At 33.6% G+C, this 13361-nt stretch carries 15 protein-coding genes; 8 read left to right on the forward strand and 7 right to left on the reverse strand.

Features of this window, described 5'->3' with window-relative positions; genetic code table 11:
* Together ACP5SP_RS06125 and ACP5SP_RS06130 are read left to right on the forward strand one after the other, a co-directional pair.
* A partial coding sequence (locus ACP5SP_RS06125) for a hypothetical protein (protein ID WP_428076251.1) occupies window positions 1-222 on the forward strand: 222 nt, incomplete at its 5' end.
* Window positions 223-258: 36 nt separating this feature from the next.
* The gene (locus ACP5SP_RS06130) at window positions 259-1266 is read left to right on the forward strand and encodes a D-alanine--D-alanine ligase family protein (RefSeq protein ID WP_428076252.1); all 1008 of its coding nucleotides are present in this window, start codon (window positions 259-261) and stop codon (window positions 1264-1266) included.
* Here ACP5SP_RS06130 and ACP5SP_RS06135 read toward each other — a convergent pair.
* From ACP5SP_RS06135 to ACP5SP_RS06160, 6 genes are all read right to left on the reverse strand, one after another.
* Entirely contained in the window at window positions 1263-1946 is a 684-nt protein-coding gene (locus tag ACP5SP_RS06135; RefSeq protein ID WP_416085771.1) for an amino acid ABC transporter permease, read from the reverse strand. The two genes, ACP5SP_RS06130 and ACP5SP_RS06135, sit on opposite strands and share 4 nt — an antisense overlap.
* Window positions 1943-2683 carry an amino acid ABC transporter ATP-binding protein gene (locus ACP5SP_RS06140; protein ID WP_424586944.1) on the reverse strand — a complete coding sequence of 247 codons (741 nt, stop codon included), beginning with the start codon at window positions 2681-2683 and terminating at the stop codon, window positions 1943-1945. The genes ACP5SP_RS06135 and ACP5SP_RS06140 overlap by 4 nt, the downstream gene beginning before the upstream one ends.
* Window positions 2680-3339, reverse strand: a complete 660-nt coding sequence (locus ACP5SP_RS06145) for an amino acid ABC transporter permease (RefSeq protein ID WP_416085769.1) — start codon at window positions 3337-3339, stop codon at window positions 2680-2682. Before ACP5SP_RS06145 ends, ACP5SP_RS06140 begins: the two co-directional genes overlap by 4 nt.
* A gap of 7 nt (window positions 3340-3346) precedes the next feature.
* Window positions 3347-4099 carry a basic amino acid ABC transporter substrate-binding protein gene (locus ACP5SP_RS06150; RefSeq protein WP_428076253.1) on the reverse strand — a complete coding sequence of 251 codons (753 nt, stop codon included), beginning with the start codon at window positions 4097-4099 and terminating at the stop codon, window positions 3347-3349.
* Window positions 4100-4185: 86 nt separating this feature from the next.
* Window positions 4186-4794, reverse strand: a complete 609-nt coding sequence (locus ACP5SP_RS06155; RefSeq protein ID WP_428076254.1) for a hypothetical protein — start codon at window positions 4792-4794, stop codon at window positions 4186-4188.
* Between the two features lie 41 nt (window positions 4795-4835).
* On the reverse strand, window positions 4836-5360 hold the full coding sequence (locus ACP5SP_RS06160) for an RNA polymerase sigma factor (protein WP_428067052.1): 525 nt from the start codon (window positions 5358-5360) through the stop codon (window positions 4836-4838).
* A 32-nt stretch (window positions 5361-5392) separates the two neighbouring features.
* On the opposite strand from ACP5SP_RS06160, the gene ACP5SP_RS06165 reads away from it, so the two are divergent.
* The 6 genes from ACP5SP_RS06165 (at window position 5393) to ispE (ending at window position 11862) form a co-directional block, all read left to right on the forward strand.
* Window positions 5393-6010 carry a glycerol-3-phosphate acyltransferase gene (locus ACP5SP_RS06165; protein ID WP_424586942.1) on the forward strand — a complete coding sequence of 206 codons (618 nt, stop codon included), beginning with the start codon at window positions 5393-5395 and terminating at the stop codon, window positions 6008-6010.
* On the forward strand, window positions 6007-7254 hold the full coding sequence (locus ACP5SP_RS06170) for a GerMN domain-containing protein (RefSeq protein ID WP_416085765.1): 1248 nt from the start codon (window positions 6007-6009) through the stop codon (window positions 7252-7254). Before ACP5SP_RS06165 ends, ACP5SP_RS06170 begins: the two co-directional genes overlap by 4 nt.
* A complete protein-coding gene (locus ACP5SP_RS06175) occupies window positions 7251-8663 on the forward strand; it encodes an amidohydrolase (protein ID WP_424586940.1) in 1413 nt (470 codons plus the stop codon). Before ACP5SP_RS06170 ends, ACP5SP_RS06175 begins: the two co-directional genes overlap by 4 nt.
* Window positions 8651-10141, forward strand: a complete 1491-nt coding sequence (locus ACP5SP_RS06180; protein WP_428076255.1) for a DnaB-like helicase C-terminal domain-containing protein — start codon at window positions 8651-8653, stop codon at window positions 10139-10141. Before ACP5SP_RS06175 ends, ACP5SP_RS06180 begins: the two co-directional genes overlap by 13 nt.
* A complete protein-coding gene (locus ACP5SP_RS06185; protein WP_416085762.1) occupies window positions 10138-10893 on the forward strand; it encodes a competence/damage-inducible protein A in 756 nt (251 codons plus the stop codon). Before ACP5SP_RS06180 ends, ACP5SP_RS06185 begins: the two co-directional genes overlap by 4 nt.
* A 126-nt stretch (window positions 10894-11019) precedes the next feature.
* Entirely contained in the window at window positions 11020-11862 is an 843-nt protein-coding gene (gene ispE, locus ACP5SP_RS06190) for a 4-(cytidine 5'-diphospho)-2-C-methyl-D-erythritol kinase (protein WP_428076256.1), read from the forward strand.
* Here the strand turns inward: ispE and ACP5SP_RS06195 are convergent, their stop codons facing one another.
* On the reverse strand, window positions 11863-13257 hold the full coding sequence (locus ACP5SP_RS06195; protein WP_428076257.1) for a deoxyribodipyrimidine photo-lyase: 1395 nt from the start codon (window positions 13255-13257) through the stop codon (window positions 11863-11865).
* Window positions 13258-13361: the final 104 nt, after the last annotated feature.

Raw genomic sequence — 13361 nt, forward strand, 5'->3', positions numbered from 1 at the left:
CCATTTAATAGGAGAATCCTCGTCACTTCGTTCCTCGGATTGACAATTTTTGGTGTATTTTTGGGGAAAGTATTGAGGCGGTTTGTTGCCCCCTCAAAATATGGAGATTTCTCAATAGTTAACAATAAGCGAGGTTTGAGAAAAACAAGGAGAAAGATAGCAAAAATAACAATGAATAGATTTAATCAAAATTTTATAAATTACTCAAACGAAGATACTTGATTTTTGTGTAAATTTTTGTAAAATCGCATCGTAAAAATGAAAGTTGGTATAACCTTTAACTTAAGAAAAACTTTTTCTGAAAGGGATTCTGTCTTCGATAGCCCCAAAACGATTGAGGATGTAAAATTAGCACTAACATCATTAGGACACAAGGTAAAACTCTACGAAGCAGATTCTGAGACGCTTTTCTATATGCTAAAGTTAGACAGACCACAAATAGTATTCAACATGGCAGAAGGACGTTATGGAATCTTTGGAGAGTCTTTTGTGCCTGCCCTTCTTGATGAATTAAGAATTCCATATACAGGTTCAGGTGTACAGGGGACGCTTGTTGCAGTAAACAAGGTTTTTACAAAATTAATTCTTCAAAGCGTTGGAATAAATGTCCCAAAACTCTACCAAGTTGTTAATACTCTAAAAGAAGAAATTGCTCAAATAGACAAGTTTCCTGTTATTGTAAAGCCTGTCTTTGAAGGTGCAAGCATAGGAATAAAATCAAACTCGATTTGTTATACAAAAGATGAAGTTGAAAAAGTAGTTTATAAACTCAAAGAACGCCTTGGAAACCGTCCTATTATGATTGAAGAATTTATTGAAGGAAATGAAATTACAGTTGGTGTTATGGGTAATTTCCCTCCTAAAGCACTTCCACCAATGGAAATTGATTTTTCGCCACTAAATAAACGAGAACTAAATGCAACAAACGGCATTCAAACATTCACTTTCAAAGCAAACTACTCTGAAAAGGCAAACTATTACTTACCCGCAAGATTTCCCTCGTATATAAACACTCAAATTCAAGAAATGGCAGTTAAGGCCTTTCAAATTTTGGGTTTAAGAGATATCGCTCGGTTTGATGTAAGAGTTGATAAAAACTTCACTCCATATTTTATCGAAGTAAATGCAGTTGTTGGACTTGAGAAAGAGCATTCAGATTTTCCAAGAATGTATAGAATGCTTGGTAAAGATTACAACGATCTCATAAAGGACATCCTGGATAATGCACTTGAGCGAGTAAAAAACAATGTTAGGATAAATTACTAAATCCTCAATTTTTGTGCTGAAACGCCTGGAATAGAAAGCCTATTCTCAAAATACACCATCAACCGAGTAAGAACAACAGAAACAAAAAGATAAATTATCCCTGCAAGAGAAAATGCTTGAATATACAGGAAAGTTTTGCTTCCAACATATTTTGAAACCGCAGTAAGTTCCATAACAGTCAAAACCATTGCAAGGCTTGAATACTGAGTAAGGGCAATAAGCTCGTTTGTCCATGAAGGAAGTACAATTCTAACAACCTGTGGTAGTAGAATGTTAAATATTAGCCCTGTTCTTGTAAAACCCAACGAAAGTGCTGCTTCAGTTTGCCCTGTTGGAATTGCAAGAAACGCTGTCCTAAAATATTCTGCTTGATATGCACCGCTATTAAGTCCCATACCGATGATTGCAGCCTGCAATGGTGTGAATTTCACAAGTCCAGTAGAGCCAAGCCCATAGTAGAGGATAAACAATTGCACAATCATAGGTGTTCCTCTTATAAGGTCAATGTATGAAACGGCAACTGCCTTAAAAAATTTATTCCCATAAATACGCATAATTGCAAAAAGAAGACCAAGAACTATACCAATAAGAATTGATAGAACAGTAATAAGCATTGTGTACTTTAATCCCATTAACCAGAAATCTTTATACTTAAATAAAACAATTTCAAAGCTACTCATTCTTCACCTTTTGCAATCTTACTTAAAAATTTCTTTAATCTTTCTGATTTTGGATGCTCAATAATCTCCTGTGGAGTTCCTTTTTCAACAATCACACCAGATTCAAGGAACATAATCTCATGCGCAACGCTCTTAGCAAATTCAAGCTCATGAGTAACAATTAACATTGTCATACCGTTTTCTGCAAGTGTTTTCATCGCTTGCAAAACCTCTCCTATAAGTTCAACATCCAATGCGGATGTAGGCTCATCAAAAAGAATAATACGCGGAGACATAGCAATGGCACGCGCTATGGCAACTCGCTGCTGCTGTCCCCCTGAAAGTTGAGCAGGGTAATGATTCCACAAATCTTCTTTTATCCCCACAAGAAGTAGCGACTCTTTTGCGATTTTCAATGCCTCATCCTTTGGAAGCTTTTTTACCTTTATAAGACCTATCATTACATTATCAAGTGCAGTAAGATGCATAAATAGGTTAAAATACTGGAATACAAATCCAATTTTCTTTCTTGCCTCGTATATATTCTTTGGAGTTATTAACTCTGAATCAAGGTAAATTTCCCCCGAATCCGGCTTTTGTAAATAGTTTATGCAGTAAAGAAGGGTACTTTTGCCGCCACCACTTGGACCAATTATAACCTTCGTCTCTCCTTCGTTTATTGAAAAACTTACCCCTTTTAAAACTTCATTTTTATGATAGGATTTTTTAAGATTTTCGACCCTTAATACCTCTTTCATCTCTTTTCTCCCAATCCTGGAATTCGAACTCTCTCATACAGATTATTCAAAATACTCATTGAAGTCTTAACAAGCACAAAATATACAAGTGCTATAAAAATATAAATCTCAAAATACCTCCCAATAGAACGAGCAATAAAATCTGCACGAGTCATTATATCCATTACGCCAAGCACAAACGCAATTGATGTATCTTTAAGAACTGTTATAAACTCGTTTGTCCAGCCAGGAATCATTATTCTCAATGCCTGTGGCACCAAAATTTCTTTGAATACCTGAAATTTTGTCATCCCTAAGGAAAGACCTGCATGCAACTGCCCTGCACTTATCGCTTCAAGAGAACTTCTAAAAATCTGGCCTTGGTAAGATGCACTTCTCAATCCTAATCCTAAAATTGCAGAAAGAGTCATACCAAGATTAAATGCAAAATAAAGAATTAAAAATAGAAGAATTAATGGAACTCCGCGAAGAACTTCGCCTATGATTCGAAAGATATAAGAAAATGGGGGAGGCAAATAAACCTCCCCAAATGCAAGAGCACTTCCCAAAATAAGCCCTAAACCAATGCTAACAAATGTCAAAAAGAGAGTCCAAAAAATACCCCTTAAAACATAAATTAAATTTGATAAATTCAATGCACTAACATCAAAAATCATTTAATTCTTACCCACCAAAGTATTTGTTTATAAGATCATTCCAATCCTGCGTTCCTTTTACCTCAGACAGCGCTTTCTCAAGTTTTGTCTTTAGTTCTGTGTTTCCTTTCTTTACAAAAAGTCCAGCCTGTTCTGAAACAAGTTCTCCTGTTACTTTAAAGTCTTGCTTAGTAGAATAATAGGTTGCAACTGGCGTATCAATAATAACTGCATCAATATTTCCATTTTGAAGGTCAGTAATTGCTAAAACAACGGAGGTATATCTTCTTACATCAGCGTTTTTAATTTTTCCATCCGTTATTGCCTTGTCTATTGCTTCTTCGCCTGTTGTGCCTTTCTGTACACCAATTTTGTGGTTGCTTAAGTCTTCAAAAGTTTTTGGTGCATATGTTGAATCCTTCTTTACAAGGATAGACTGTCCAGTTGATAGATACGGCACTGCATCTGCTTGTTGAAGTCTTTCATCAGTAATTGTTATGCATGCGGCTCCTACATCAATTTTATCAGCTTGAAGAGATGGAATAATCGTGTCAAAATCCATATTCACAATTTCAACTTTGTCATATCCCATCTTTTTACCTAAAAGTCTCATAAGATCAAGGTCAAAACCAACAAATTCCTTTGTTTTTTCATCAACATACTCAAAGGGTGGATAATCTGCTGATGTTCCAACCCTCAAAACGCTCTCCTTTTTTGCACAACCAGAGAAAAGCGTTAAGACTAACATAAACGCAACTGCCAAAATTAATGCTCTCTTCATTCCCTTACCTCCTTATATTTGGAAATATTTTATAAAAACTCATGCTCCTGTCAATACATTGTAAAGGAAATAAAGAAAAATTAAAATTATTTTATTAGAATTGTTAGAGTCACCTGATATGTGAGGTTTGTATCAATTGCCTTATCTTTAAGACTATTTTCTAAAATTTTAGCACTATGAAAATTTTCAATTGAATTTAAGAATTCAGAAATATTTTTTCCCTGAACCTCAAAAACATAGGTTCCGTTTTTCTCATCTTTACTTTTAAGTGTTGCAATTTTTTGAAGTGAGTTTATCAGATTATTCAAATCGCTTTTGCTAATTTCTACTTTTATGGTCTCTTCTGTAGATATTTGCATTATTCCCATACCTGGTGGCGCTTTAAATTGCTTTGTTATTTCTGTCTGTTTGCTTGCCAGTTCTTTATATAATGCAAACTTCATTGAAAACCAAACACCAAACACAAGAACCAAAACCATTACAAATGCAAAAGAATATCTAAAGACCATTTGTTTTCTTTCAACAATCCTTAGTTTACTAACAAAATCAGGGGGATTCACCCTTAGCTCCCTTAAGCCTTCTTTCATCTTTTTAAGGTCTTCGTAATAAAAAGCATACTCCTTATCAAGAAGGAGCTCTTCAACCTCTTCTTTTTTTACCCTGTTATCAAGGTATTCATTAATTTTCTCTTTCATCGCTAATTAGATACCTATTATAATAAAAAAGTTCCATATTTTTAAAAATATCCCATATCCTTCAATATATTACGTAATTTGTCCCTTGCTCTAAACAGCCTCGATTTTACAGTTCCCATGGGCACACCCAAAATTTCAGAAGTCTCCTCATAGGAAAGTCCTTCTATATCAACGAGAGTTATAATTTCTCTCTCATCTAAATTGAGTTTTTTCATTGCTTCAAAAAGTAATTCGTGCCTATCAGAGTAAAAACTTTCAATCTTGTCATCTTTAAAAGTGGATATATTGTCGCTTAATTCAATATTTTTGATTTTTTTATAATGCTTGTAAAGAGTATTCCTTGCAATTCGATAAAGCCATGTTTTCAAAGAGGATTCTCCTCTAAAATTCTTGATATACTTGAATGCATATAGGTATGCATCCACTACCACATCTTCTGCAAGGTTTCTATCGTGACATATTTGCATTACGGAATTAAATAAAAAATCCTGCGTAGATCTCACAAGAATTTCTTTCGCAGTTTTGTCTCCCCTTTTAAGCAATTCAATTAATTTGCTCTCATCCATTCCCAAACCTTACAAATGTATTATAATGAAATATGAAAATTTTATTAAGTTTTATTGTTGCATACATCCTTGGTTCCTTTCCTTCTGCATATGTTATTACAAAATTGAAAATGGGCGTAGATATTCGTGAAATTGGCACCAAGAACATGGGCACGGGAAATGTCTTTCACCATGTAGGAAAGATTGAGGGGCTTTTAGTCCTACTTTTAGATGTTTTAAAAGGAAGCCTTGCTATCATTATTGCGATTTATGGTTTTAAACTTCCATATTATATTGCAACAATTTCAGGTATGTTTGCAGTCTTAGGACATGTATTTCCAGTTTTTCTTAATTTTAAAGGTGGAAGAGGTGCCGCAACAACATTGGGAGTACACCTTACTATTATCTTTTCTTATCTTGAGCTGAAAGGCCTTTTTGTTTTTATACCAATTCTTATAATTTACCTAATACTTATAGCAATGACAAAATCCCAAGTTATTAGCTTGTTTTTCCTTTTTCCTGTATATCCTTTTTTACTTTTTGCCGTAACAATGGACTTCAAATTATTTCTTGTAAATATAGTTTTTACGATAATGGTTGAACTATTTGGGTTTCCAAATTTCAAAAGAGAGTTCAATAATTTTATTACCTTGAAAAGGGGTTCTTCATGAGGAAAAGAGATACAATAAAACTAATAAGTTTATTCATTCTTATCTTCTTCGTCTCAAGTTTAGCGGGTGTTTTAATTTACCTTAGAACAAGGGAATCTGAAACATATACTGTAAAGTTATACTTTTACGACCCAATCCCTAAAGAACTTGTCCCTGTAGAAGAAAATTTTAGAGGATCAATTGAAAGTATAACAAGACAAGTTTTTGAAACCTTAAAGGCTCCAAAAGTTTCAGCATATTTTCCCACAATCCCAAAGGAACTCACCCTTGATTTTGCAAAATATCAAAATCAAACGCTTACAATAAACATTTTAACAAATGGTGCAAAGAAAACAGCTAAAGAAGAATATATTGCATTTTTAAGTCTTGCGAATTCTTTAAAATCAATAAAAGGAGTAAATAATCTAAAAATTCTCATTAATTCAAGGGAAAACGATGTATTTTTGCGATATGTAAATATAAATGAAACACTCTCAAACCTTACTTCAACTCTACCAAAATTTAAAACTGTTTACCTTTATTTCTTAACACCCGATCTAAACTATCTTGCAGTCGAAAAAAGAGAGATTCTTGACGCCGATAAACCGGAAGTTCTTGCAATGGAAATTCTTAATGAGCTTTCATATGGCTCAAACATTGGTCTTGTAAGTTTGTTAAAACCTGAGTATGTGAGAAGTATCGAACTAAAATCAGGTGGTCTTGCAACTGTAAATCTTTCAAATAGCATAAATCAATTATCACTTGGAAGTTATACCGCGAATCTTTTTGTTTTGAGTATTGTAAATTCCCTAACCGAAATAGCAGATATACAAAAAGTTTCCTTTAATATTGATGGAAATAAAATTGACACACTTTTTGGGACAGTTGATGTAAGCTTACCACTTGCAAGATTCAATGCAATGCCGAATATATCTTTTATAATTCCGTATTATGTTCTTCCGTTAAATGGAAATGTTGCTTATGTTCCTGTTGTAATTCCTACAAAAACAACGGACTTAACAAAAATTTTCGAAGAATTAAAAAAACCAAGGGAAAACTTAAAAACTTACCTAAACGATGTGGATATTAAAAAAATAGAAGTAAAAGGCTATACCTTAAAAATTGTGCTTGCCTCAAAAAAAGTCCTAAGTGCAGAAGAAATTGATTACATCAAAAAACAAGTTTTCTTAACAACAATGGAACTTCCAAATATTAATACTCTTGACTTAACAATAGGAGAGGAGGGATTCTTATTAACAAGATGAAAATAAAAGGAAAAGGTGTATATTCTAATGGAAAGATTTTAAAAGACTATGGCATTGTTATAGAAGAGGGATACATAAAAGAGATTATTCCAAACAGCGAAATCGGAACTAATGATAACACAATTTCGGTTGATGGTTTTATCTATCCTGCATTCATCGAATCGCATGCACATATTGGAGAGATAGCAAATATACTTTCCCATATAAACGGAGAAAATTTTTCATTTGACGAAATAATCTCTGCAATTGAAGATCGGGATGTTTCTTTCATATTCAATGTAAACTTCAATAAGCTTTCAAAGGAGCAATTTAGACACCTATTCAATCTTGATAAGAAAATATACATGCAAAGCAAAGATGAGCACTCAGTATTTGTTTCAAAGAGGTTCCTTGAAAGCACTTCAATAAACTGTGAATCAATCGATAAAAACTCGCTTGTTTTCATTGACAATGAATTTATAGGTATTTTCAAGGATAACGCCATTGGCTCTGTGAAGCATCTAAAAGAGATAAAAATAGACGAATCAGTGCTTGTAAAAGTTGAAGATTATTTCCTATCACGTGGAATTGTAACGATTACAAACTTTGACTTTTACATAAAAGACTATCTAAAGGATAGAAAAATTCGAATTGTGCAAGGCATACAAAAGGACTACTTAGACGATGCAATATTGGAAGGCATAAAAACTGGTCAAGGAAATGATAATTTTGTATATGGACCTTTGAAAGTTTTTCTTGACGGCTCTCTTGGCTCACAAACAGCAAAGATGAAAGATGATTATCCCTTTAAGGGATTGCTTCTTTTAGAAGAAGGTGCTTTCGATGAGATTGTAAAGAAAGCAAACGAAAATGGAATACTTGTTGCAGTCCATGCAATTGGAAGTGAAGCGGTTCACATTGCCTTAAAAGTATTCAATAAGTATAAAGGACTTTCAAAGATGAACCGTATAGAACACCTTCAATTTATTGACCAAAGCGATTTACCTTTATTAAAAGAAACTCCATTTATCCCATCTATGCAACCAATTCATGCAAAGGGAGATGTAGATCTATACAAAAAGTATATGCAAGGTTTTAGATATGCCTATGCTTTTAATACAGTGCTTAAATCAAAAGGTTTCTTGATTTTTGGCTCTGATGCACCAGTTGAAGATGCCTCAGTATTTTATGGAATTAATGCTGCAGTAAAGCACCCGTTGTTTTACGAAGAAAGCATTCCATTAGATAAGGCAATAAGTGCATATACTGATTGGGGCGGAATTTACAATTATGTCCCGAATAGAGGAAGTATTGAAAAAGGAAAACTTGGGGATATTGTTATTTTGAAAAATGAAATTTTGGAAGATAATTTATTAAATAACGAAATACTTTCCGTTTTTAAGGGAGGAGAAATTGCATGGACGAAATAGAAACAAAAGTACTTGCAACAATTACAAAGGATAAATACCTACTTACAAGAGGGCTTGCAGAGGGGCTTGAAAAAAGTCTATTTGATGCGCCTGAAACAAGGACTTTGTTTGACTATGTTGTTTCAAGATACTCAAAAAATGCTCAACAAATCGACATTGATCTTTTGAAAGAATCCCTTCGCGAAGATGGGCTTTTCACAACAAAAATGCAAGAATTAATTAATGCGATTCAAAAAGAAGAACCTCTCACCCTTGAAAGCCTGTTTATATATATAGAAACACTCAAAAGAAGATTGGGTGAAAAAACCCTTATAAACATTGCAAAAAAGATTGAAAACTATGTTGAATCAAAAGCAAAAAAAGAAGATATTGTTGAGTTTACGGGAAACATAATTGGTGAACTAAGGGAAATTATAACAGGAAAGACCAAAAGAAAAATCTTACCTGTTAGAAGTTATCTTATAAGATTCACGGCGGAACTTGAATCAAGGACGGCAAATATTAATCCAATACTTGGGTATTCATTGGAACCTTTCTCATGTCTTAATGAAACTTTATCTGGAGCACGAAGAGGGTTTTACTATGCACTTGCAGGAGCGCCACGCAGAGGGAAAACGAACTTTATGCTAAAGCTTGCAACTTCTATTGCCATGAATGAAAAAATACCTGTACTCTACTACTCGTGGGAGCAAACTGAAAGAGTCCTTTTCTTGAGAGTACTATCACAAGAAACCCTAATTCCGCCATATCTTCTTGAAACTGAAAGAATTTTCGATGATCCTGATCTTTCAGAGCGCTTTAATCAAGGCTATGCAAAGGTTGAGCAATTTATGAATTATATGTATCTTATCGAAGGAAGAAGAGAAGATACAATAAACAAAATAAGAAGTCATGCATTGTCAGTAATGCAAGAAAATAACACAGATAAAATTGCAATTTTTATTGATTATCTACAAAAAGTACCTACAAATATTCTTTATCAGGATCTTGCTCAACAGGTTGACGAAGTCTCAGGAGGCATTGCAAACCTATCAACAGAACTCAATGCACCCATTTTTACAATCTCATCTTTTGATAAAGAAGGCGCAAAACTCGATACAGAAGAGAGTAAAACGCGTCCAACAATGTTTAACTGCACTGGTGGTGGGGATATAGAGTATGATGCAGATGTTGCAATGGTCCTCACAAAGGATTTCAAAGATACAAATGTCCTTTACGAAAAAATATATAATGCCTCAAAAGAAGGTCGTATTGATCCGAATAGAATTCCTCACTTTGACATTCTAAACCTTTACATTGATAAAAATAGGGATGCTCCCTTTGGTGGAAACATCATAATACAGTACCTATTCCTTATCGAGGATAATACTTTTGTAGAAATTGGATATAAAGATATAGGTGAAGAGAGAACCTATGCAAAAATTTCAAAGATATTCGAGTGGATGCTCGAAAATGGTTATCTTGTTAATATGAGATGAGAATAGCATTAATTATAATTGGGGATGAAATTTTAGACGGTCTTAGAGAAGACGAAAACTTTAGAGTTGCAAAAAAATATTTAAAAAATAAGGGTTCGTTAGATTTGCTTATTTTCGTAAGAGACAATCTCAATGAATTGAAAAGAGTTCTAAATTTTGTAAAAAATTCGTTCGATATAGTTTTAACTTCTGGTGGCTTAGGGCTTACACCTGACGATATAACTCTAAGGGCTTTTTCTGAGGCTTTCAATCTACCGCTTGCGAAAAATGAAAAGAAACTGGAAATAGTCAAGAAAAACATTGAAAGAGTTAACGCAATCCAATACACAAATTTTATAGATGAACTTTCAGAAGGCCTTTCAGGAAGCACTCCAATAGAAAATCCAAAGGGAGTTGCGGCTGGTGAAAAGATTAAAATTGAAAACACTACCTTTTACATTCTTCCAGGTGTCCCAAAAGAATTTGAGGCAATACTAAAAATAATTTTAACTGACTTTACAAGTAATAAAAGGATTAATAAAGTCGAATACGAAGTTGATGAAAAAGAAGCACGCCTTATAAAAGTTTTAAGGGAAGTTGAATACAATTTCAATGTTAAAACTGCATCATACCCACCGATTCACGAAAAAGAAAAATTGAAGATAATTCTCTACGGAAATGGTTGGCTAAAGGAAGCAAAGGACTATTTTGAAAACACTTTGAAAAATGCAAAAATTCCTTTTAAAGAAATTAGCCCCAGCCACACCTCATAACCCCCACCTCAAAAGAGGTATTTGGGGTACCTTCCCTCAAAAAAGAGGGAATGTTTGAGGTTGTAGCCAGGGTAAGAGTATTTTACAAAAAATTAAAAAATTTGCAAACTTTTTTATAATTAGATTATGAAAGCAAAGGCATATGCAAAGATAAATTTAACGCTTGAAATTGTAGGTGAAGCAGGAGAATACCATGCCATTGAATCGGTATTCCAAAAAATAGGTCTTTTTGATGTTGTTTCAGTGAAATTGGGAAAAACAGATTCGGTTATTTTTTCTCAATCAATAAGAAATGCGACATCAACTGTTCACAAAGCACTTGAATTATTCAAAGAAAGAGCAAAAGTAAAGGAAAATTTTGAAATATACATTGAAAAAAACATTCCAATGGGAAGCGGACTTGGTGGTGGAAGTGCAGATGGAGCAGTTACACTTCTTCTACTTAACGCAATGTTTAAGAATATTCTTTCAAAAAACGATCTCCACCAAATCGCAAAAGAGGTTGGCTCTGATGTACCATTTTTCCTTTACTCAAATACAGCATTGGTTAAAGGAGTTGGTGATATTGTGCAAGAACTCCCAAGCCTAAAAGAGTTCTATTTTGTTTTGGTTCATCCCAAATTCCATTTCAAGACAAAAGAAATGTATAGCATGTTCCACGAATATGGAAAGTATTCAGATGGAAGTAGAACGCTTGCGATGGTTGAATTAATAGAAAAAGGGAATTATTCTGCAAAAGATATTGACAAACTCTGTTATAATGATTTTGAAATGATGCTTTTAGAGAAGTCAGAAAAGTTTGTTGAATTTAAGAAAGTTCTTGAGACAGTTGCAGAAGTAAGATTTCACCTTACTGGATCTGGATCAACGCTATTTGCAATTTTTGATACCAAAAAAGATGCAGAAAAAGTTAAGAATACCCTTGATAAGTTTAAATTTGATTCGGACATTGCAAGTTCTCTTGTCTAATTAGAGATTTTTTACTCTCTCAATATATTTTTGAACATCAAATTTCTTGTATATTGAATTCTCACTCATATATCTAACTTTTCCAAAAATTGGGCGTTCCTTAAAGGGTCTGTCGTGCTTTCCAAAGCACCACGCAATGCCTGCGTAGGAGTTTGGATCTCGCCCATCTAAAGCATATTTGTTGTTTAAGTCTTCAAGGAACTTAAAAGCAATTTCTAACGATTCGCTCCACTCAATTATTTTCTTCCCCCAATACATTCTTATATAACCATGCATTTTTCCAGTTTTTACGAGTTCCATCATAGCCGCATTAAAAAGTGGATCATGAGTTTCAGCATTTTCAAGTTGTGAAAAAGAATATCTATATGGTCTCTCATCAAATTTGTGATTTTGTAATGTCTCATACGCCCACGGCTGAAGCCCTTCAAGTCTATCGTAGCGCGAATTGTAATAAACAAAATTAAAAGCAAGTTCTCTTCGAACAATTAACTCATCAAGAAAGGCTTCTTTTTCGATGTCCTCAACACTACTATCAAGAACCGTTAGGGCAATTTCAATTGGAGATATCTGACCAAAATGCAGATATGGACTTAAATTTGATGTAAAATTTTCCGAGAAATCGTTCTTTTTTTCAATATATTTTGACAGTTTATTCTGTACAAAATCCTTAAGAAGTTCTTTTGCGTTACTATAGCCACCCACAAAGTAGTGAGTTTCGGAAACATTATACCTAAAGTGAAGCCGATTTATTGAATCCTTCGGATTTCTTATGTCAAAAGAAAATAAAATTTCCCTAAAAGGTGGAAAAGAAATCTGAGGAAAATCTAATGGTACGAGATAATCTTTAAGATTTTTTTGAATTTTCTTTCTTATTGTATATGCTCCGTATTCCTCCTTATTTGAGGTAACCTCAACTGGCACAACTACATTATCCTCAACAGCCACCACAGGGACCTTAATCTCTTCCACAATATTCTTCCGCCATTCTCTTAGAAACTTTGTATATCCCACATCCATAAAAAGAATTGAAGCATTCTTGGAAAATTCTAAAACGTGCTTTACGGGATCACCAATATGCACAACAAATCTTATGTTAAGTTTTCGAAGCTCTTCATAAACTTCTTTAAGTCCCTCGAGCATAAAAAGGAAATTTCTTCTGCTTCCATAGGGAAAATTTTCGTTTATTACAAATAAAACAACAAGTGGTTTCTTAAGTTCGTTTGCCTTTTTGATCGCTTCGTAAAGCGCAAAATTATACTTAACCCTCTGTGAGGACTGCATCCAGTAGAGAACAAATCTTCCGTAATTATTAATACTAATATCTTTTAAAATTTTAACCCTTGCCATTTCGTTAAGTAAAGAATGTTTTATATTTTTATAAATTCTAACTTTCATATTTTTCCCAAATTCTCCTTTATCTTTTTCTCTAACTCCCGACTTTGTTTAAAATACTCTTCTAATTCTGCTTTTAATTTTTTCATTTTTTCTTTAAATGGCAC

This window comes from Caldisericum sp., from assembly GCF_049967455.1.
In the GTDB taxonomy this organism is placed as follows: domain Bacteria; phylum Caldisericota; class Caldisericia; order Caldisericales; family Caldisericaceae; genus Caldisericum; species Caldisericum exile_A.

Bases quoted from the DNA above. Each gene is read 5' to 3' on its own strand.
- ACP5SP_RS06130 (WP_428076252.1), top strand. From the start codon at position 259: ATGAAAGTTGGTATAACCTTTAACTTAAGAAAAACTTTTTCTGAAAGG.
- ACP5SP_RS06135 (WP_416085771.1), bottom strand. From the start codon at position 1,946: ATGAGTAGCTTTGAAATTGTTTTATTTAAGTATAAAGATTTCTGGTTA.
- ACP5SP_RS06140 (WP_424586944.1), bottom strand. From the start codon at position 2,683: ATGAAAGAGGTATTAAGGGTCGAAAATCTTAAAAAATCCTATCATAAA.
- ACP5SP_RS06145 (WP_416085769.1), bottom strand. From the start codon at position 3,339: ATGATTTTTGATGTTAGTGCATTGAATTTATCAAATTTAATTTATGTT.
- ACP5SP_RS06150 (WP_428076253.1), bottom strand. From the start codon at position 4,099: ATGAAGAGAGCATTAATTTTGGCAGTTGCGTTTATGTTAGTCTTAACG.
- ACP5SP_RS06155 (WP_428076254.1), bottom strand. From the start codon at position 4,794: ATGAAAGAGAAAATTAATGAATACCTTGATAACAGGGTAAAAAAAGAA.
- ACP5SP_RS06160 (WP_428067052.1), bottom strand. From the start codon at position 5,360: ATGGATGAGAGCAAATTAATTGAATTGCTTAAAAGGGGAGACAAAACT.
- ACP5SP_RS06165 (WP_424586942.1), top strand. From the start codon at position 5,393: ATGAAAATTTTATTAAGTTTTATTGTTGCATACATCCTTGGTTCCTTT.
- ACP5SP_RS06170 (WP_416085765.1), top strand. From the start codon at position 6,007: ATGAGGAAAAGAGATACAATAAAACTAATAAGTTTATTCATTCTTATC.
- ACP5SP_RS06175 (WP_424586940.1), top strand. From the start codon at position 7,251: ATGAAAATAAAAGGAAAAGGTGTATATTCTAATGGAAAGATTTTAAAA.
- ACP5SP_RS06180 (WP_428076255.1), top strand. From the start codon at position 8,651: ATGGACGAAATAGAAACAAAAGTACTTGCAACAATTACAAAGGATAAA.
- ACP5SP_RS06185 (WP_416085762.1), top strand. From the start codon at position 10,138: ATGAGAATAGCATTAATTATAATTGGGGATGAAATTTTAGACGGTCTT.
- ispE (WP_428076256.1), top strand. From the start codon at position 11,020: ATGAAAGCAAAGGCATATGCAAAGATAAATTTAACGCTTGAAATTGTA.
- ACP5SP_RS06195 (WP_428076257.1), bottom strand. From the start codon at position 13,257: ATGAAAGTTAGAATTTATAAAAATATAAAACATTCTTTACTTAACGAA.